This is a genomic window from Psychrosphaera ytuae (assembly GCF_017638545.1).
GTDB lineage: Bacteria > Pseudomonadota > Gammaproteobacteria > Enterobacterales > Alteromonadaceae > Psychrosphaera > Psychrosphaera ytuae.
This window is the reverse complement of sequence record NZ_CP072110.1, coordinates 2,797,066-2,816,462: the sequence shown is the minus strand read 5'-3', so window position 1 is coordinate 2,816,462 and position 19,397 is coordinate 2,797,066. Positions and strand designations below refer to the sequence as shown.

Here is a 19,397-nt window from a genome sequence, read left to right as displayed (position 1 = left end):
TACATACAATGCAAAATATCGCCACTTTGATTAGAAGATCGCCAGGTTAAGCCCAAACATAAGGTTTGGAATAGTAATAACCTTGGACAATTTCGATGCCGGCTTCTTTGACGAATGCCAGTTCTTGTTTTGTTTCTACACCCTCAGCGACAACTCGCATACCTAATGCTTTTGCCATTTCAACGGTAGAACGAATAATAATTTGGTTTTCTTCGTGAGTGTGACAAGAACTGATGTATTGCCTATCGATTTTTAATTCCTGAAATGGAAATTCCGTAAGCTGCTTCATTGTGGAATAACCAGTACCATAATCATCGATAGCCAATGAGCACCCCAATAAACGCAATCTCGTCGCGATTTCTTGAGCTGTTAATAAATTTTCGACTAAGCACGTTTCGGTAATTTCTATCGTCAATCGACTCGGCTGAACACCAAACTCATTGAGCAATGAATCAATGTCATCAACTATTCGATGAGAGTTTAAGTCGCGCATCGATAAATTCATTGAAAACTTAACGTTGTCGTATTTTGCCATTCTGGCGAATGAGGAGCGAAACAGGACTTTGTTAAATTCAGAGATCCGCCCATTTTCTTCAAAGTCAGAAATAAACTGGCTTGGATAAATAATCGAACCATCCTGCGCTTTGAGACGAGATAAGATTTCATAGCCAACAATATTTTCTGAGCCCAGCTCAATTTGCGGCTGAATTACCGGAAATAGGGTTTCTTCGTTGATTTCAAAAATATCAGGATCGTAATTACCAATTGTCGCTGCTAGCTCAGCATTTTCGGCAGATAAAATTCGAGACAATGCTCTATCCACTAAACCATTGAGCTGTTGGGCTGAAAAAGGTTTGGTTAACTGTCCTAAAATGGCCAAATTGCGTTGTTTGGCGATGGACTCAGCCATAGACAATACTTTTGATTCGAAGCCACTTATAACAATAACTTGCCCCTTGTAGCCAGCGTCGCCTAATAGTTTTAAAAAAGCGATGCCGTCGATTTCAGGCATTTGTAGGTCAACTAAGACAATATCATTGAAGTCAGACTTTACAATTAGGCTTTCTAATCCAGCATTTGGGTCGCTGTATAAGTTGATGTTGCTTATACCTATTTCTTGGAACTTATCTTCTATAAAGTGCAGGAAAAACGGATCGTCATCGACTGCAGTGATCTTGTTTAATAAATTGATATATTCCATATTCCCAACACAAAAACCTTGATTAAACTGAGTTGAAACAGGTATTGTCTACAAATGCGTCGTTTGTATGCAAAAAGTGAACAACCTGTTACATATTATTAAGCTAGTTCAGAACAATAATCAATAAATAAAGTTCGTATTTCATGGATAAAAAAAATCAAAAGCAGAAGTTTTTACGGATATCTCACGTACTTTTAATCTGGCTAATTCTGTTCGGCTGTTTAACCGTAATGGCCGGATTTGGTGGCATCTACACATTCTCTCAGTGGCTAAAACCCGACCAATTGACGGCCAGTTTACAAAAGCACGTCGACTCTGCCGTTGCTGGCATGCCTGAGTATGTATTAGACCCTGAGCAAAAGAGCGCAGCCCAATCTTATATCAATGCCATTCATGGCGAATCAGACAAAAAAGCGTTTTTTCTATACCGCTTAGAAAAAGGTCAGCTGAAAAGCCAAGCTGCAACGGCTAGCTTAGAGGGCTATATACCCAGCCCGATTTTGGCCAACCACGTTTCGGACCTAAACAGCTGGGTCGAGATTCGCAAAATTATTTTAGTCGACGGTGAAGAGGCCGGTCTCATCATCGGCACTATGCTAAAACAAAAAACAGACTTTGGTTTTATTCTCAGCCTATTTGTAGCTTGTTTACTTGGCGCTATTGTTCTTACTCGTATTATTGCGGTTATGCTTAATAATGCCGTCAATTCAGACGCAATGCCTTTGATTGCAGAAACGAATTTAATCACCAATAAAAACAAGTTTGATAAGAGACTTGCACCAAAGCGTTTTGGGCCATTTTCTACACTTGCAGCGACGATCAACACTCTATTTAAAAAAATCGATAGCCTTATCAAAGACAATCAAGAACTCGATATCGCCAACGATAAACTCGCTCAAGAAATGGAAAACAAAATTAACGAACGCACCAATGCGTTACGAATAGCGATGGAAGAGGCAGAGCAAGCCAACGAATCTAAGTCGACGTTCTTAGCGACCATGAGCCATGAAATCCGCACCCCGATGAACGGCATTATAGGCTCAATTGATTTACTTCGTAAAAGCACATTGAATCAAAACCAATTCCGTTTATCGGACACTATTCGCGAATCCGCATTTTCATTGCTACGGATTATCGATGACATCTTGGACTTCTCAAAAATTGAAGCTGGAAAGCTCGAAGTTGAAAGTATTCCTATGTCTATCAACTCGATCGTAGAAGCAGTTGGACGAACATTACTATCTGTTGCAGAGCAAAAGAATATTGATCTGCGCATTTATTGCGACCCAGCAATCAGTGAAAATCTAATTGGCGACCCGATTCGTATTCGCCAAATCTTATTTAACCTAGCTGGTAACGCGATCAAGTTTACTAACACCTCAAAAACCAAAAAAGGTGTGGTGCAAATCCGAGCTGAGATCAGCGAGTCTAATTTAGAATTTACCAATGTTGTGTTACGCGTTATCGACAACGGTAAAGGTATGACAGAACGACAAGTAAACTACGTATTCCAACCGTTCAGCCAAGCAGAAGGTTCGGTGACTCGACAGTTTGGTGGTACGGGATTAGGTTTGACAATTTGTCAGCGATTAACTGACTTAATGTACGGTCATATCAACGTCAAATCTGAGCTAGGAGAAGGGTCGGAATTTACCGTTTCACTTCCTTTGCGCTCTAGTAACGCGTCTGGCCACACTAAAACCTATGACTTTTCCGAATTAGATTTAGTTTGCTTCTCTAGCGATTATCACCACATTAATTCGATGGAAGCCTACGTCAAACATTACTCAGCCAATGTTGACATAGCCCATTCAGTGGAAGGTCTCAAACACATTGCCGGTACCTATCACTGTGACCCAACTCATCAGTCTATTTGGGTCATAGACGCTACGAATTATCACGATGAGACCTTGAAGGTAATTTACGATTTATTAGAACAGCCAAACCTTCAAAAAACACGCTTCCTAGTCCTGAGCAACACTATTGAAAATCAAGTGCAAGAGCACGAACGTATCTGGTACATGCATGCGATGCCATTGTGCCGCAGTGGGTTGTTAGAATTAATTCAGGATGTTGCAGATAACAAACAGCACGAGCCAGAAACAGCAATAGAATCAACTCATAATGTCATCCAGACCATGAGCATTGACGAAGCTCGCGAGAAAAACCAACTTGTATTACTAGCTGAAGATAATGCTATGAATCAGCAAGTGATCACTGAACAGCTCAATATGCTAGGTTATGCCGTTGAGGTTGCCAATGACGGTCAAGAGGCGATCGATATGTGGCGTGCTAACAACTATCCACTGGTTTTAACCGACTTACACATGCCGAATAAAAGCGGTTATGACGTCATTAAAACGATTCGCGAAGAGGGACCAAAACGCGCTGAAGACGCAGACTTTACCCGAGTGGTTGCAATTACAGCTAATGCCCTTAAAGGTGAAGAGCAAAAGTGTATTAGTCTAGGGATGGATGGTTATTTAACTAAGCCGTTAGAGCTCAGTGACCTAGAAGTCGTAATGAACAAGTGGCTAAAACTAGAAGAAAACGAGACCACAAAACTGGTTCAAGAAGCGACTCGCACTAAACCTATAGAGCCTGTTAACTATGCAAACGAACCCATCCAACAATCGGTTTTAATTAGCTATTTAGGCAATGACAAAAGCCGTCACTTAAAGTACTTAGAAATGTTCAAAACTCGCGGTAACGAGCTTATTGATAAGATTGGTGACAGCATTCAAAACAACGAGCGTGAGAACATCAAAAACTTAGCACACCAGTTTAAATCTATGTCTAAAAGTGTTGGTGCCATGCCGCTATTTGATTCTGCTTTAGAACTTGAAAACCAAGCTATCGGTATGAGCCAAGAAAACATCGAAGCGCTATATACCCAAATATTAAAGCAATTTAATCAGGTAATTACCTTTATCAAAGAAGAGTATCAACCGGATACCCCTTCGTTAGAAATTGACGACAAGTTCTAACTGCCGGCTTTCTAACAAGCACACAACAAAAAGCCGACTTCAACGTCGGCTTTTTAGTCATATCGACAAAACTTAAATCATCAATTACGCCTTTGGCACGTACCCGTCGATTTTGACTTCTTCACCTTCAAACAAAAAACCAATCATGGTCTTTTCCAAGAGCTCACGGTGTTCTGGATTAATCATCGACAACTTGTGTTCGTTGATCAACATAACTTGTTTTTTTTGCCATTCAGCCCATGCTTCTTTGGAAATATTATTAAAAATGCGTGCACCCACTTCACCTGGGTACAATTGAAAGTCCAAGCCATCGGCTTCTTTTTTTAAATATTCACAAAATACAGTTCTTGCCATGATGTTGGCTCCAGTTATTAAGTCTTAAATCAATTTTATGCCGCTATTGTAAAGCCCCAGCGCCAACTATGCCAATCAGATTTGGTTAAGCAGTTTTTCAGCGACCGCTGACAAGCCGACTTTAGGTCGCTCATTAGGTGCTAAAGGCAGCCAAAGCTGATTGTGTTCTGCGATTTCATAGCCCAAAGCCTTGTCATCTATTCGAATTATTATCGGCTGAATGTCTAAATGATAGTGGCTAAAGGTATGACGGAACAAAGCTTCTTCGTCAATCTCAACGTCCTCTAACTCTATCTTGATATTCGCTAAGGACAGCTCAACGTCATTGAGTGACTCAAACTCAGGAAAGCTATACAGCCCTCCCCAAATACCTTGTTTAGGGCGTTGATACATTTGTACTTTGTCACCTTTGACCAACATCAACATATAACAAAACTTGATTGGCTTTTCTTTTTTCGGTTTGGAAAAAGGAAACTCCGTTTGTCGACCCTGAGCTTTTGCTAAGCATTTATCAGACAGAGGGCAAGTGTCACAATTAGGCTTGGTTCGAGTACAAACTGTTGCCCCTAGGTCCATCATAACTTGGTTAAAATTACTCGGCCGTGTTTTCGAAGTGAGCTGCTCAGCGTATTGCCACAGTTCATTCTCAACGGACTTTTTACCAGGCCACCCTTGTACAGCAAAAAAGCGGGTTAGTACTCGTTTGACGTTTCCGTCCAAAATGGGGTGATGTTGGCCATCACCAAGTGACAGTACTGCGCCTGCCGTAGAACGGCCAATCCCAGGTAAATCCAAGACTTGGTCAAACTCCGTCGGAAACTGTCCTGCGTACTGATCACGAACCCTCTTTGCCGCCTTGTGCAGATTTCTCGCTCGGGCGTAATAACCAAGGCCAGTCCACAAATGCAAAACTTCGTCTTCATCCGCATTAGCTAAATCAACGACACTCGGAAAGCGACTCATGAAAGATTCGAAATAAGGGATGACGGTTTTTACTTGAGTTTGTTGGAGCATGACTTCTGACAGCCAAACCTTATAAGGGTTAACATCCTGTTGCCAAGGGAGGTGCTTACGGCCATATTTATCGTACCAATCCAAAACTTGGTTTTGAAACCAACTGGCATCCGAGCACTTAATTGAAGCCGGGTATGTTTCTGCTGAGGTGTTAACTGTCATCTTAATTACAACAACCTATAATAAAGGTTCATTTAATACATTCGTTGCGCATGATACCAAAAAAACTCAGTTTTAGATTAAACCACTTGAGGGAAAATCGAGCCTGTAAGATAATGCGCGCCAATTTTGACCAATTTAAAAAGTTAATTGCTAATGACAGACAAAAACCAAGAAGCCATTGAAAAAGCGAAAGCAGAAGGTAAGTACATACGAACTATTAAAAGTTTTGTAAAACGCGAAGGGCGTTTGACCAAAGGTCAACAAAAAGCCCTTGATACGTACTGGCCAACAATGGGCTTGGAGCACTCAAAGCAATTACTGGATTTCGCTGAAGTGTTTGGTAACGACAACCCTGTGGTTTTAGAAATCGGCTTTGGCATGGGCGCCTCTTTAGTTGAGATGGCCAAAAATGCCCCGGACAAAAACTTCATTGGTATCGAAGTTCACCTACCAGGTGTGGGAGCGTGTCTAGCTACGGCGCATGAAGCTGGGGTAAACAACTTACGTGTATATAACCACGATGCGGTTGAGATATTACGCGACTGTATTCCAGAGGCCTCGCTGAGCACAGTGCAATTGTTCTTCCCAGATCCATGGCACAAAAAGCGCCATCACAAACGTCGTATTGTTCAGCCGGAGTTTGTTCAGAGTTTGAGAAGTAAATTGGCCATTGGTGGCGTTTTCCACATGGCAACCGACTGGGAAAACTACGCAGAGCACATGATTGAAGTAATGAACGAGGCAGAAGGCTTCGCTAACATTGCAGCTAAAATCAACAGTGAAGAAAACAAAACCAGTATTTTTGTCGAACGCCCTGACTCGCGACCTCTGACTAAATTTGAGCAACGTGGCCACCGTTTAGGTCACGGTGTTTGGGATATTATGTTTGAGCGAGTTAGCTAGCTAATGAGCCAACTCTTTGCCGAAAACCAAGTTATCGAGCGCAATATAGAACACCTACCAAGCGGCCATGTGCTTTTGGTAGATGCTCTACCTGATAATGCTTTGCGAGCTTTTTCTGAAGCTCGCCCCGACATTACTTGGCATGTATTCACACCATTTGCCGACACCTATGAAACGCTATCGGCACAAACCTCATCGATTCAAAGTTTAGAGGGAGTGTATACTGGCGCTTGGCTCTCAGCCAATAACAACAAGGCCGCTCCCCTGCCTCAATTTAATGCGGTAATTATCTATTATCCCAAAACTAAACAGCGCTTTGAGTATTACACTTCGATGGTCAGCCAATTGTTGGCGGAAGACGCCGATTGGTTTGTCGTTGGTGAGAAAAAAGGCGGTGTTAAAAGTTGTGATAAAGGCTTAAAGCCATACGTTTACGCTAGCAAAAAATTAGATGCTGCACGTCACTGCATGTTGTTTCATGGCGTCTATAACAACCGAGCTTCTGAGGCTAGCCTAGAGGATTGGTTTAACACCACCAGCACTCAAGTCAAAACACAAGGCGCAAGTGGCCAAGCTATCACTGTAGACTTACAACTAGCGTCATTACCAGGTGTTTTTAGCGCGACTAAATTAGACGCCGGTACTGACTTATTGCTGCAACACATTCATTCATTACAAGGCCGAGGTCTGGATTTTGGATGTGGTTGTGGTGTTATCGCAACAACACTCGCAAAAGCATTTGACGTTAATATCGATGCATTAGACGTAGATGCTCTAGCCGTTGAAAGCACTCGACGCAGCTTTGAGCTCAATGGTATTGACGGTACTGCCATTCACTCCAATGGTTTAGGTCAAATTAGCAAACAACACCAATACGACTTTATTGTATCTAACCCACCCTTTCACACAGGTATCAATACGGATTACAGCATCGTTGAATCCTTCTTAAAAGGGAGTAAAGCACGACTTAAGTCCAGGTATCAAATGTGGATTGTTGCAAATTCCTTTTTGCCATACCAAGACTGGTTTGCTAAGTTTTTAAAATCAGCAAATACCATAGTCAATAACAAGCGGTTTAGCGTTTACCACATCAAGTAAATGGGATAAATCGCCAAGGAAAGGTCATGGCCAATATTCTATTTGCCGTCTCAGAAGTAGATGGTCTAGTAAAAACCGGTGGGTTAGCCGATGTTGCGCGTCATTTACCCGAGCATCTGTCGACCATGGATTTTTCTTGTCTATTGGCCTTACCTCATTATCAAGTGCTCAATCATTTACCAGATTTACCGACCATGTCGCAAGTCTGCCAATTTGAGCTTGAAAATATAGGCAGTGACCAGACCTTTGCAGTTACCGTTCGTCAATTTAATCACCGTGGTCTTGATATTGTAACTTTTGCGATTAACGACCTATTTGATCGAGATGGCCTTTACGACCACGATTATCAAGCCTTTGCCGACAATGGTTTAAGGTTTGGCCTTTTCAGCTATGCAATTGTGCAGTTTTTTAGAGATTACTCCGAACTTGTCGGTTTCAAGCCAAATATTTACCACTGTAATGACTGGCACACTGGACTGGTTCCTCTTTTTGCAAAATATCACTTGAGCGCCAATGTCCACAGTGTCTTAACCATTCACAATGGTGCGTTTCAAGGTGAGTTTGATATCTCAGAATTAGGCGGTTTGTCTGTGCTATTGCCAGAAGAGGAGCGTGTAAACAACAGAGTTAACTATCTAACTTTGGCAATTAAATACAGTGACAAAGTCATTGCGGTAAGTCCTAATTACGCTACAGAGTTATTATCCGAATTAGGGTCTCATCAACTCCAAAATACTTTTATGGCCTATAAAGATAAGCTTACTGGCATTCTGAATGGTTGTGATTACGACATTTGGAACCCCAGCAATGATAAATACTTAACTCAGCAATATGACATTGATCACCTCGACAAAAAGTCACTAAACAAAAGTGCGTTACAGAAGTGGGCTGGCTTACCTATAAACAAGGACATCCCTGTCTTTGCACAAGTCAGCCGACTGACAGAGCAAAAAGGTTTGGAATACATGTTGCCAAGTATACTGGACGTCTTAGAACATCCAGTGCAATTCGTCATCATTGGCACAGGTAACCCCAAATTCACAGAGCAACTACAAGAGTTAATGCTTCAGTACCCTGAGCAATTGTTTTTCTTCAATGGGTATTCAGACGAAATTAACCATCAAGTTATGGCGGGGGCTGACTTCTTTTTAATTCCCTCGTTGTTCGAGCCATGTGGACTTACTCAAATGCATGCTTTGGCTTACGGAACCTTGCCTATAGCTCGCAAAGTAGGCGGCTTGGTCGATACAGTAATTGATATAAACGACCACAACGGCAATGGGATATTGTTCGCACAACCAGAAGTCGCATCCTTGTCTTCAGCCCTGCGTAGAGCCGCCTTACTCTACCTGACGCACCCTCAAAAGCTACACTATGCCCAACACAATGCTATGAGTTGTAATTTTTCATGGCAAAGAGCGGCGAATACTTACCAATCTCTATATAAGCAACTATTATCTATATAAAAACCGAATTCTGTCCGTTGCATTAGCCGGTAATCCTACGTAGATTATTGAAATATATATTGATGCTAAAATTCGTAGCCCAAAAGGAATCATTGTTTAAACATGTCCCGGCGTCACAAAAGTATTTCACTCAGTACATCCATTACTTCAGCGATTGTATTTGTTGGTTTGCTGACTCTGTTGCTATCCGTTGCACTGACAAGTTATGCGAACAAACATGAGTTAAAAAAAGAATCTGCACGTTTTATTGTTGCGATTGGCGATATTTTATCTTTTAACTCTGTTACACCAATCATATTTGAGCAGCGTAAAGGCCTAAACAACTTTCTCGCTACTATAGAAAACATCAATGATGTTTCGACTATTCATATATACAAAAAAAGTGAATTAACCAACAATTTAGAGTTCTTTACAAGTTACGATCGAGAGCCAGATAAACCTATCTCTCCACAGATTGATAGACTCTCCCAACTAAAACGACCGCTTTTCACCAACGATTATGTTGAATACGCATTACCTGTCATTGAAGAATCAACAAACCAAGAAATTGGGTATGTGTATTTACGCCTGAGTCTACAACACCTCAAGGAAAATCAAGCAGAGTGGTTTAAGTTTTATGGGATGGCGGCTTTTGTTATTGCGCTGATTGCCATTGCGTTAGCGCAAATTCTTAAAAGTAGAATATTGAGTCCAGTTCACCGCTTTGTAAAAGATATTGAATACGCCACTTCAAGAAAACGTTTCGAATACCAGTTAGAAAGTACTTCATTCAACGAATTACAGGTCATTTCCGAAGCGGTAAACAAATTATTATTAAAAATACATAGACAACTCGAGCGTTCTAAAGAAGCTGAAACTGAAATAACTGAACTTAATCAAAACCTAGAAGAGAAAGTCATCAAACGTACCAAAGCGTTAAGGGATTCAAACCAAGAGCTTCTAGACGCTTTAGAGCAAGTCCATCAGTACCAATCACAGGTCATCCAATCTGAAAAAATGGCCTCTCTTGGCCAGATGGTCGCAGGGGTGGCACACGAAGTTAATACCCCTATTGGTTTAGGCGTAACGGCCTCAACGATGCTTTCTGATCGAATTGATACCGTGTTACAACAGCTAGAAGAACAGACTCTAACCGCGACTCAACTTGGTAAATTTTTGAACGAGAGTAAAGAAAATACTCAAATTATCTACCGTAACCTCACCAGAGCAGCAGATTTAATTAGCTCATTTAAACAGGTCGCTGTCGATCAAACCGCTGGGCAAGTTAGAGAGATCAACATTTATCAATATCTCAATGAAATCATTACCTCAATGCAGCCCACTCTTAAAAAATATCGTCATCACATTGAGATTGATTGCGCTCCGACTTATACGATCAAAACAAGACCCGGACCTATTAACCAAATCATTATGAACTTGGTTATGAACTCATTGATTCACGGTTTTAAAAGCCTTGAAGAAGGTACAATTACGATTAAGGCCTCCGTTTCAGGAGGGCGTTGTTATATTCAATATCGAGATAACGGCGCAGGTATCGAAGAAAAGGTGAAACAAAAGATATTTGATCCTTTCGTCACCACCAATCGCGGTGACGGTGGGTCAGGTTTGGGTATGCACCTCGTTTACAATTTGGTAACACAAGCATTAAAAGGCAAAATCTCGGTGCACAGTGAGATTGGAGAAGGTGCCCAATTTAACATTGACTTTCCAGCGCTTCTCGAGGATTACTCATGAGCGTCGGGGCAGTACTCTACCTAAAGTTGTTGAGCTATATACTATTCATTACTTTGTTAGTTAGCAGTATGTCTGTGTTGGCGGATACGGATGAAGAACACAGCTATATAGCGGCATTTAGTTTGCAGGTCGTGAACTTTATCGACTTTCCAACAAACTATGAACAAGCTAACGTCTGTTTTGCTGGTGTTGATAGTTTTAAGGTAGCCACGTCGGCCAAACAACACGTACAACTCAAAAACTTAAGTCTAAAAGTTAACGTTATCTCTGAAGCTTCGGTCCAACAACTATTGCCCCACAAGTGCCACATTGTATACGTAGCACCTTTAACCATCATAGACAAACCCTTGATTCAAACCCTGGGCGAAAGCGCATTAGTGATAGGGAATAGTGACGACTTTAAGAGTTTTGGCAACTCGGCTGCCATCGTATTTGAAAATACTCGTCCCCAAGTTTCAATTAGTAAACAGCAATTAAAACGTTCGAATTTTGAGGTTAAATCTCGATTGTTAAATGCCGTTACTGTGGTTCCTTAATTAACCATTACTAAACACACTTCTTTTTTAGAGCTTCACTTTTGCCTCTATTTCATATCCTCTGAACGAACAATATCTGTAATTTTTGCCATTTACATTTCGACTGCCATTAACTGACGCTGCTCGAACTTGCTTTTTAACGTTAATTTGATGCCCTTTTCCAAGCTCTACATGTTTGAGAGTTGCGGTTTTTCCACCCGTCGAACAAAGCATGTACATAGTTTTAAAGAAGTTGTCTGATTTAAATACCTGACCAGATTGCACAACAGATTGACCATAATGACTTGAACTAAACTTCCAATCCGCAAAATCAAAAGATACTTCATTATTATTAATGTTCATCATGTCACCTTCGGTTAGGTATGACATAACAACCTGGCCAAATTGGACAGGAACCAAAGTATTTATTTTAATTTTACGATTATCAAAAACAGCAACACCGCCTTCCCCTTCCACAAAAAACTCTTGGATATTGCCTTTTTCTTTGATCAATAAAGTCGTTCTAGAGTCGATTCCAATTGCAAAATTAGGTCGAGCTAAAGACACAAGAGACATCAATCTACCTTGATTACCCCGTTCTGAGAATCGAGTATCAAACATGATGTTATCGAACACCCCAAGTGTGAATGAGGTCGCATGATTACCAATTTTACCAAGTAGGTTAGCAGTAGTGTGTGGATTAGGATAAGTCGCGCTGGCGTTTGTCACATATTCAAAGCCATATAACAAAGCATCATGGCTATCGCCTGTAATAATTGCGGCGTTATCGCGATTCGTACCAGTCAATGCTGGGACAACGCCATCATTTGCAACAATAAGTAGTTCACCAATGTTATGACGTTGGACTATTCGTTGCCAGTATTGAGATGCTATCCCTTGGCTAACCATCAAAGACTGACTTAAGGTGTGTGGATTTTGTCCCCAAAGTAATATCGCGTCGGCTTCATCAATTAAAGCCAACGAGTCATTTGGCTCCTTACAATGTTCCAACATTTGTTTGTGTAAGCTTGGGTACAAATTATGACGATTGAACCGCCCCACCTCTTTTTCTCGAATCGACGGCAGGGTGTCACAAAGTGCCGTTCGCTGCTCTTCGCTCAATAATTGAGACGAATCAGCACTATGAGTCGCTCGTATGACGGCCGCATCGATAGGCAGCCAAGTAGGCTCTAGGTCGACTTGCTCTAGAGTTTCAATTAACCAATCCACATCGGCGAACGCATCCGTGTTTCCACTCGTGATCACCAATACCTTTTCACCTTTAGCGCGCTCTTTGATCTGACGTAAAGCTTTAACCGAAAAATCGTCTGCAGTGTGTTCTAAAGACACTTCTACTTTTTTGTTACGGGCTCTTTGCAAAAATCGTTTCTCAACGACTTCGGTTTCTAGATGGTCTAATAATAATTGCCACTGTCCCCTTTTTACTTTTTCCATAGCATGAGGGACAACACGCAGTAACCCAAGTTTTAACTCACGATGGGTAAGACCGATTCTTTTGCCGGCCCAATTTGGTGACTCTAATTGATCAATTAAGGTTAAAAGTGCCTCAGAGCGGTATTGTGGGAGACGAGTTAAAGTTTCACGAATTGAGGAGGTATAACTTTTGTGTAAGTCAAACAATGGTCCGGTATAAGCTGCACTATTAAACTCAACATCAGCTTGGCAGTTATCGCGCTCAAGACTTGTGCACAACCTCAGATCGCCGCCAATAAGTAGAGTTTGTGCGTTGGTTTTTCCAATCTTGTTAGAATCAGTGGTGCTAGAGAATGACGCTGCGTAACTACCAAAACTCAATACAACACTACTCAACGATAACGCTATAGCCAAACCTAGTTTCGATTTCAAAATCGCCGAAAAACCTTGTTTAATCATCAAGTCACTTCCTATGTACACAATACGCTGACAAAAATAACACTATCACATTTATAATTAATTATTGAACCATATAGCAAAAAGTTGAGTAAAGCAGTAGGTTATTTGCTTAATACTGCACCAAATATGTGGTATAACTGACCCAATAATTTGTTGTGACCAATTTTTGTAGCCCTCTCTTTGAAACACGAGGGCTTTTCCTGTTGATAAACGGAGACTCCATGCCAGCGAACATGCCAGATATTGCCAATCAAGCCAAAGCTCAAACTGAAGGAGAGCTAGACTGGGTTGGAATGAGTAACATTGAGATGCCTCTGATGATCGAGGTTGAAGGTGAAACACGCCCTGTGTCTGCACTTATTGAGGCGTTTGTTAACCTTAAGGATCCAAAGGCTAAAGGCATTCATATGTCACGTTTGTATTTAATGGTCGACGAGCTTTCAACAGAGAGTGTCTTGAGTGTTAGTAACCTTAAAACTTTACTGCATGGATTTATCGAAAGCCACAATGACATTAGTGACAATGCACAAGTTAAGTTCGAATTTGACTACCACATGCGCCGCAAATCTCTAATTAGCGGAAAGCTTGGTTGGAAAGCATATCCAGTCACAATTACAGGGCAAATTATCAAAGGTGATTTAAATATTGAGCTTGCTGTAAACGTTCCTTATTCATCGACTTGTCCGTGTTCAGCAGCCTTAGCTCGACAGCTGATTCAAAATCAATTTAACCAAACATTCGCTGGCCAAGAGTCTGTTAAGTCAGCTGATATTATGGACTTTTTAGGCTCTACTGACGGAATTATTGCAACGCCGCACAGCCAGCGTTCAATTGCAGATGTGAAAGTTAAACTTGCAGACGATACAGATGGATTCCCTATCGTTGATCTTGTTGATGCCATTGAACATGCATTAAAAACGCCAGTACAAGCCGCGGTTAAACGCGAAGACGAACAAGAGTTTGCTCGCCTAAACGGCCAAAACTTAATGTTTTGCGAAGATGCAGGCCGTCGAATTAAAGCAACGCTAAATGCACAAAAACAGTATCAAGACTTTTGGATTCGAGTTAACCATTATGAGTCTTTACATGCACATGATGCCGTTTCGGTGGCTAGTAAAGGTGTAGAAGGCGGTTATCGCAATCACTAACCTCAACCTTTTCATTGCGATACTAAAAAACGTCTGAACTATTCAGGCGTTTTTTTGTTTTAGGCTGAATGAATACCCAGACCAAATTCAATTTCTGTTAAAACCAACAACTTCCATCCCCTCCCCTTTCAAAATCATCGAACTAGAAGAAAAGAAACTCAATTCCAACAAACGTCCAATTTCTCAACTAAAATGAACCAAATAGGCTAATTTTACGTCTTTAATAGGTAAGTTAATTACAAAATTTAGAGTATTAATACTAACTTTTTCTTGAAATATTGCACCACTATGGTTAGTTTAAATGCACCAATGTGAATAAATATTCACTAAATTAGGGAACGTACCCGGCCGTAAAATGATAAAGGAGTACGCTTGCTCGCCTAAAAGCGCGTACGCCACCAACAAATACATTACATTTTCGGCTAATTAGGAGACATGCGTTGAATAATTCGATCACGGCACCAAAACTCCACGACGAGCGTTGGGTGAAAGACAATTGTGGCTTTGGTTTAATCGCTCATCTTGAGGGTGAAACAAGCCACAAAATAATAAGAACAGCCATCACTAGCCTTGCTCGGATGCAACATCGCGGTGGTATTTCTGCCGACGGTAAGACCGGCGACGGATGTGGCTTACTGATGCAAAAGCCCGATGCGTTTTTTAGAGCGATAGCAGAGCAAAATGACTGGCGACTAGGCAAAAAGTACGCCGTAGGTAATATTTTCTTTAATACAGACCCCACCCTTGCTGCTCACGCCAAATCCATCATCGAACAAGAACTACAAAACGAAACATTACAAATTGTCGGCTGGCGAGATGTGCCTATCAACAGAGACGTACTAGGCGACATCGCTCGTGACCGATTACCGACAATTCAGCAAGTATTTGTCAATGCGCCGACAGGCTGGCGTAAAAAAGATTTTGAGCGCCGTCTTTATATGGCGAGACGACGAATCGAAAAGCAATTAGCTGATGACCCACACTTTTATATCCCAAGCTTGTCTTGTTTGGTTACTATTTACAAAGGCTTGGTAATGCCAAAAGATCTGGCAGAGTTCTATTTGGATTTAGCTGATATCCGCATGCAAACCTCGATTTGTGTCTTCCACCAGCGCTTTTCAACCAATACCTCGCCTGAATGGCGACTCGCTCAACCGTTTAGATTTTTGGCTCACAATGGTGAGATAAACACTATCAAAGGCAACCGCCAATGGGCTGAAGCACGTCAATACAAGTTTCACTCGCCGTTGATCCCAGATCTGCAGCAAGCAGCGCCATTTGTCAGTTACGAGGGTAGCGACAGTGCATCTTTAGACAACATGTTAGAACTGTTTTTAGCTGGCGGCATGGACTTGTTTAGAGCCATGCGATTATTGGTGCCACCGGCTTACCAAAAACACCCACAAATGGATGCGCAGCTCAAGGCATTCTATGAGTTTAATTCCATGCACATGGAGCCATGGGACGGACCTGCTGGTATCGTTCTAACTAATGGTCGTCACGTTGCCTGTAACTTAGACAGAAACGGTCTTCGCCCTGCACGCTACATTATCACCAAAGATAAGCTGCTGACCCTAGCGTCTGAATCTGGCATTTGGGATTACAGCCCTGACGAAGTAGTTGAACAGGGTCGCGTTGGACCGGGTGAAATGTTAGCGGTTGATACCTATACTGGCAAAATTTGGCACTCTGATCAGATAGACTACGAGCTAAAAGAGCGCCATCCATACAAAGAGTGGCTCGACGGACACATTCGTCATCTAACCCCGTTTGAAGAGACCGACACCGCGCTTATTGGCACACGTCTTTTTGATGACAAAACCCAAGCAACTTATCACAAACTATTTAATTATAACTTCGAAGAGATAGAGCAAGTCATAAAAGTACTTGCAACCAATGGCCAAGAGGCGACGGGCTCTATGGGTGACGATACGCCGATGGCTGTACTGTCACAAACCGTTCGAAACAGCTACGACTATTTCCGTCAACAATTTGCCCAGGTGACCAACCCTCCTATCGATCCATTGCGTGAAAGCCACGTAATGTCACTGGCGACATGTATTGGTCGAGAGCAAAACGTATTTGCAGAAACTTCTGGTTATGCCGACCGAGTCTTGTTTAACTCGCCGGTACTGATGTATACAGACTTAAAGCAGTTAAAAGAGTTTGATCAAGCGCACTACCGCGCCGAAACGTTTTCATTGTACTACGCGCACGCTGAGTTCAATTTAAAGCAAGCTATCGAGCATCTAACAGAACAGGTGATAGCCTCAGTCAAACAAAACCAAACTGTCATCGTTATTCTCTCCGACCGAGGCGTGCAACGCGATACCCTGCCAATCCCTGCGCCGCTTGCAGTTGGTGCTGTACAACAAGCACTGGTAAAAAACCAACTGCGCTGTGACGCCAACATACTCGTTGAAACGGCGAGCGTTCGAGATTCGCATCAATTGGCCGTATTAGTCGGTTTAGGTGCCACCGCAGTTTATCCTTATCTAGCATACGAAACCGTAGAGCAATTTGTCGGTAATGGCAGTATCAAACTCGATGCAAAACAGGCATTAGTTAATTACCGTGCAGGTCTAAACAAAGGTCTGTTGAAGATCATGTCCAAAATGGGCATTGCAACTGTAGCGAGCTATAGATGTTCTAACTTATTTGAGGTCATTGGCCTTAACCAAGATGTAATGGACTTGTGTTTCCCTCACTTAGTGAGTCGGGTTAGCGGCGCTAGTTTTAATGACATCGAAAACGACCAAAAAGAATTGGCAAAACGTGCGTTTTTAGCCAGAAAACCAATCAACCACGGCGGTTTACTTAAATTTGTCCATGGTGGTGAATACCACGCCTACAACCCTGACGTAGTTCAACAGCTTCAAATCGCTGTTAAATCGGGAAAATACAGTGACTATCAAAAGTATGCTGATACCGTTAATCTGCGTCCGGTCGCACATTTTAGAGACTTATTTGAGCTTAAAGCCGACCAAGCCATCAATATCGATGATGTGCAAACAGTCGAAAGTCTATACCCAAGGTTTGATTCGGCGGCAATGTCGATTGGCGCTTTAAGCCCTGAAGCTCACGAAGCCCTAGCGATTGCCATGAACCGCTTAGGTGGATTTTCAAATTCGGGTGAAGGCGGTGAAGACCCTCGTCGATTTGGCACCGACAAAAATTCTAAAATCAAACAGATAGCCTCGGGCCGTTTTGGTGTAACACCGCACTATTTACGCAACGCCGAAGTCCTACAAATCAAGGTAGCTCAGGGGGCTAAGCCAGGTGAAGGTGGACAACTGCCTGGTGAAAAAGTCAGCGCTGAAATTGCGAAACTTCGCTTTAGTACCCAAGGGGTGACTTTGATATCACCTCCACCGCATCACGATATTTACTCTATCGAAGACTTAGCTCAATTGATCTTTGATTTAAAACAAGTCAATCCTAATGCCCTAGTCTCAGTTAAACTGGTTAGTGAGCCTGGTGTCGGAACTATCGCCACCGGTGTGGCTAAAGCAAACGCCGACTTAATCACTATTTCTGGCTTTGACGGCGGTACAGGTGCAAGTCCACTTACCTCAGTTAAACACGCCGGAAGCCCATGGGAACTGGGCCTTGCCGAAACACACCAAGCGCTAGTCGAGAACGGCTTGCGTCACAAGGTCAAACTCCAAGTAGACGGCGGCTTAAAGACCGGATTAGACATTATTAAAGCAGCTATATTGGGCGCAGAAACCTTTGGTTTTGGTACTGGCCCTATGGTGGCACTAGGCTGTAAGTATTTGCGTATATGTCATCTCAATAACTGTGCGACTGGGGTTGCTACGCAAGACAACCTATTACGTGAGCGCTATTTTGCCGGGTTGCCAGACATGGTCGAAAACTACTTTAAGTTTATTGCCCAAGAAACGCGTGAATGGATGGCAAAGTTAGGTGTGAGCCAACTCAATGAGCTAATTGGTCGAACTGATCTCTTGGCCGTCAAAGAAGGCATTACAGACAAACAACGTCACCTAGATTTGAGCAGTATTCTCAATTCAAGTTCGGTCAAACAAGACCAACCGGTTTTTTGTACCAGCAAAAATACCCCATTAGACACTGCCGAACTCAACCGCAAAATTGTTGAAGACTGCGCTAACGCCGTTCAACAAAAAACCGGTGGTGCGTTTTTCTACCCAATTAAAAATACCGACCGCTCGATACCGGCACGTCTATCCGGTGAAGTGGCTCAACGTCACGGTAACCAAGGCATGGCAACCGACCCAATTCAACTATCATTTGTTGGTACAGCCGGACAAAGCTTTGGGGTATGGAACGCTGGCGGAATAAACCTGCATCTTACTGGCGATGCCAATGATTATGTCGGCAAAGGCATGACAGGTGGCGAAATCGTTATTCACCCTCCTGTCGGTGTCGCTTACGAAAGCCATGTCTCAGCAATAATGGGTAACACCTGTTTGTACGGTGCAACCGGTGGTCGACTATTGGCGTCTGGCTGTGCTGGTGAACGATTTGCAGTAAGAAACTCAGGCGCGGTGGCGGTTATCGAGGGAACTGGTGAAAACGCCTGTGAATATATGACAGGAGGAACTGTTGTCGTCCTCGGTAAGGCGGGTATTAACTTTGGTGCGGGCATGACTGGTGGCTTTGCTTACCTTCTTGATGAGCACGATGATTTACAAGCAAGATTAAATCCTGGTCATATCGAAATGCTAGAAATGCCTAATCAGCTCCACATCGAAAACTTACGCGGCTTGATCAATGATCACTTTGAAGCCACACAAAGTCCTCGCTCTCAGCTTATCCTAAGCCAATTTGATCAATGGATACCAAAATTTAAGCTGATTAAACCCAAATCGACATCGGTAGAAATGCTGTTAGGCCATCGCCAACGGTCTTCTGACGAGTTGCGAATTGAAGCAATGTAA

At 42.4% G+C, this 19,397-nt stretch carries 12 protein-coding genes; 8 read left to right on the top strand and 4 right to left on the bottom strand.

The window, feature by feature from the left end; all coding sequences use genetic code 11:
* Positions 1 to 46: 46 nt before the first annotated feature.
* The gene (locus tag J1N51_RS12505; protein WP_208831591.1) at positions 47 to 1,201 is read right to left on the bottom strand and encodes an EAL domain-containing response regulator; all 1,155 of its coding nucleotides are present in this window, start codon (positions 1,199 to 1,201) and stop codon (positions 47 to 49) included.
* Positions 1,202 to 1,344: 143 nt separating this feature from the next.
* Between J1N51_RS12505 and J1N51_RS12500 the strand changes: the two genes are divergently transcribed.
* On the top strand, positions 1,345 to 4,188 hold the full coding sequence (locus tag J1N51_RS12500; protein WP_208831590.1) for a hybrid sensor histidine kinase/response regulator: 2,844 nt from the start codon (positions 1,345 to 1,347) through the stop codon (positions 4,186 to 4,188).
* Positions 4,189 to 4,272: 84 nt separating this feature from the next.
* Here J1N51_RS12500 and J1N51_RS12495 read toward each other — a convergent pair whose 3' ends face one another.
* Together J1N51_RS12495 and mutY are read right to left on the bottom strand one after the other, a co-directional pair.
* Positions 4,273 to 4,542: an oxidative damage protection protein gene (locus J1N51_RS12495; RefSeq protein ID WP_208831589.1), complete on the bottom strand. Its 270-nt coding sequence runs from the start codon at positions 4,540 to 4,542 to the stop codon at positions 4,273 to 4,275.
* 75 nt (positions 4,543 to 4,617) lie between these two features.
* Positions 4,618 to 5,718 carry an A/G-specific adenine glycosylase gene (mutY, locus tag J1N51_RS12490; protein WP_208831588.1) on the bottom strand — a complete coding sequence of 367 codons (1,101 nt, stop codon included), beginning with the start codon at positions 5,716 to 5,718 and terminating at the stop codon, positions 4,618 to 4,620.
* Between the two features lie 153 nt (positions 5,719 to 5,871).
* Here mutY and trmB point away from each other — a divergent pair, with 153 nt between their 5' ends.
* The 5 genes from trmB (at position 5,872) to J1N51_RS12465 (ending at position 11,455) form a co-directional block, all read left to right on the top strand.
* Positions 5,872 to 6,621, top strand: coding sequence for a tRNA (guanosine(46)-N7)-methyltransferase TrmB (gene trmB / locus J1N51_RS12485; RefSeq protein ID WP_208831587.1), 750 nt, complete (start codon positions 5,872 to 5,874; stop codon positions 6,619 to 6,621).
* A 3-nt stretch (positions 6,622 to 6,624) separates the two neighbouring features.
* The gene (locus J1N51_RS12480; RefSeq protein WP_208831586.1) at positions 6,625 to 7,719 is read left to right on the top strand and encodes a class I SAM-dependent methyltransferase; all 1,095 of its coding nucleotides are present in this window, start codon (positions 6,625 to 6,627) and stop codon (positions 7,717 to 7,719) included.
* A 26-nt stretch (positions 7,720 to 7,745) separates the two neighbouring features.
* Positions 7,746 to 9,185 carry a glycogen synthase gene (locus tag J1N51_RS12475; RefSeq protein WP_208831585.1) on the top strand — a complete coding sequence of 480 codons (1,440 nt, stop codon included), beginning with the start codon at positions 7,746 to 7,748 and terminating at the stop codon, positions 9,183 to 9,185.
* A gap of 102 nt (positions 9,186 to 9,287) precedes the next feature.
* The gene (locus tag J1N51_RS12470; protein WP_208831584.1) at positions 9,288 to 10,919 is read left to right on the top strand and encodes a sensor histidine kinase; all 1,632 of its coding nucleotides are present in this window, start codon (positions 9,288 to 9,290) and stop codon (positions 10,917 to 10,919) included.
* A complete protein-coding gene (locus J1N51_RS12465; protein ID WP_208831583.1) occupies positions 10,916 to 11,455 on the top strand; it encodes a YfiR/HmsC family protein in 540 nt (179 codons plus the stop codon). Before J1N51_RS12470 ends, J1N51_RS12465 begins: the two co-directional genes overlap by 4 nt.
* A 27-nt stretch (positions 11,456 to 11,482) precedes the next feature.
* Here J1N51_RS12465 and J1N51_RS12460 read toward each other — a convergent pair whose 3' ends face one another.
* Positions 11,483 to 13,327 carry a type 1 glutamine amidotransferase family protein gene (locus J1N51_RS12460; protein ID WP_208831582.1) on the bottom strand — a complete coding sequence of 615 codons (1,845 nt, stop codon included), beginning with the start codon at positions 13,325 to 13,327 and terminating at the stop codon, positions 11,483 to 11,485.
* A gap of 221 nt (positions 13,328 to 13,548) precedes the next feature.
* On the opposite strand from J1N51_RS12460, the gene folE2 reads away from it, so the two are divergent.
* Complete coding sequence (gene folE2, locus J1N51_RS12455; RefSeq protein ID WP_208831581.1) at positions 13,549 to 14,475, top strand: GTP cyclohydrolase FolE2; 927 nt, start codon at positions 13,549 to 13,551, stop codon at positions 14,473 to 14,475.
* Positions 14,476 to 14,915: 440 nt separating this feature from the next.
* Complete coding sequence (gltB, locus tag J1N51_RS12450; RefSeq protein WP_232842806.1) at positions 14,916 to 19,397, top strand: glutamate synthase large subunit; 4,482 nt, start codon at positions 14,916 to 14,918, stop codon at positions 19,395 to 19,397.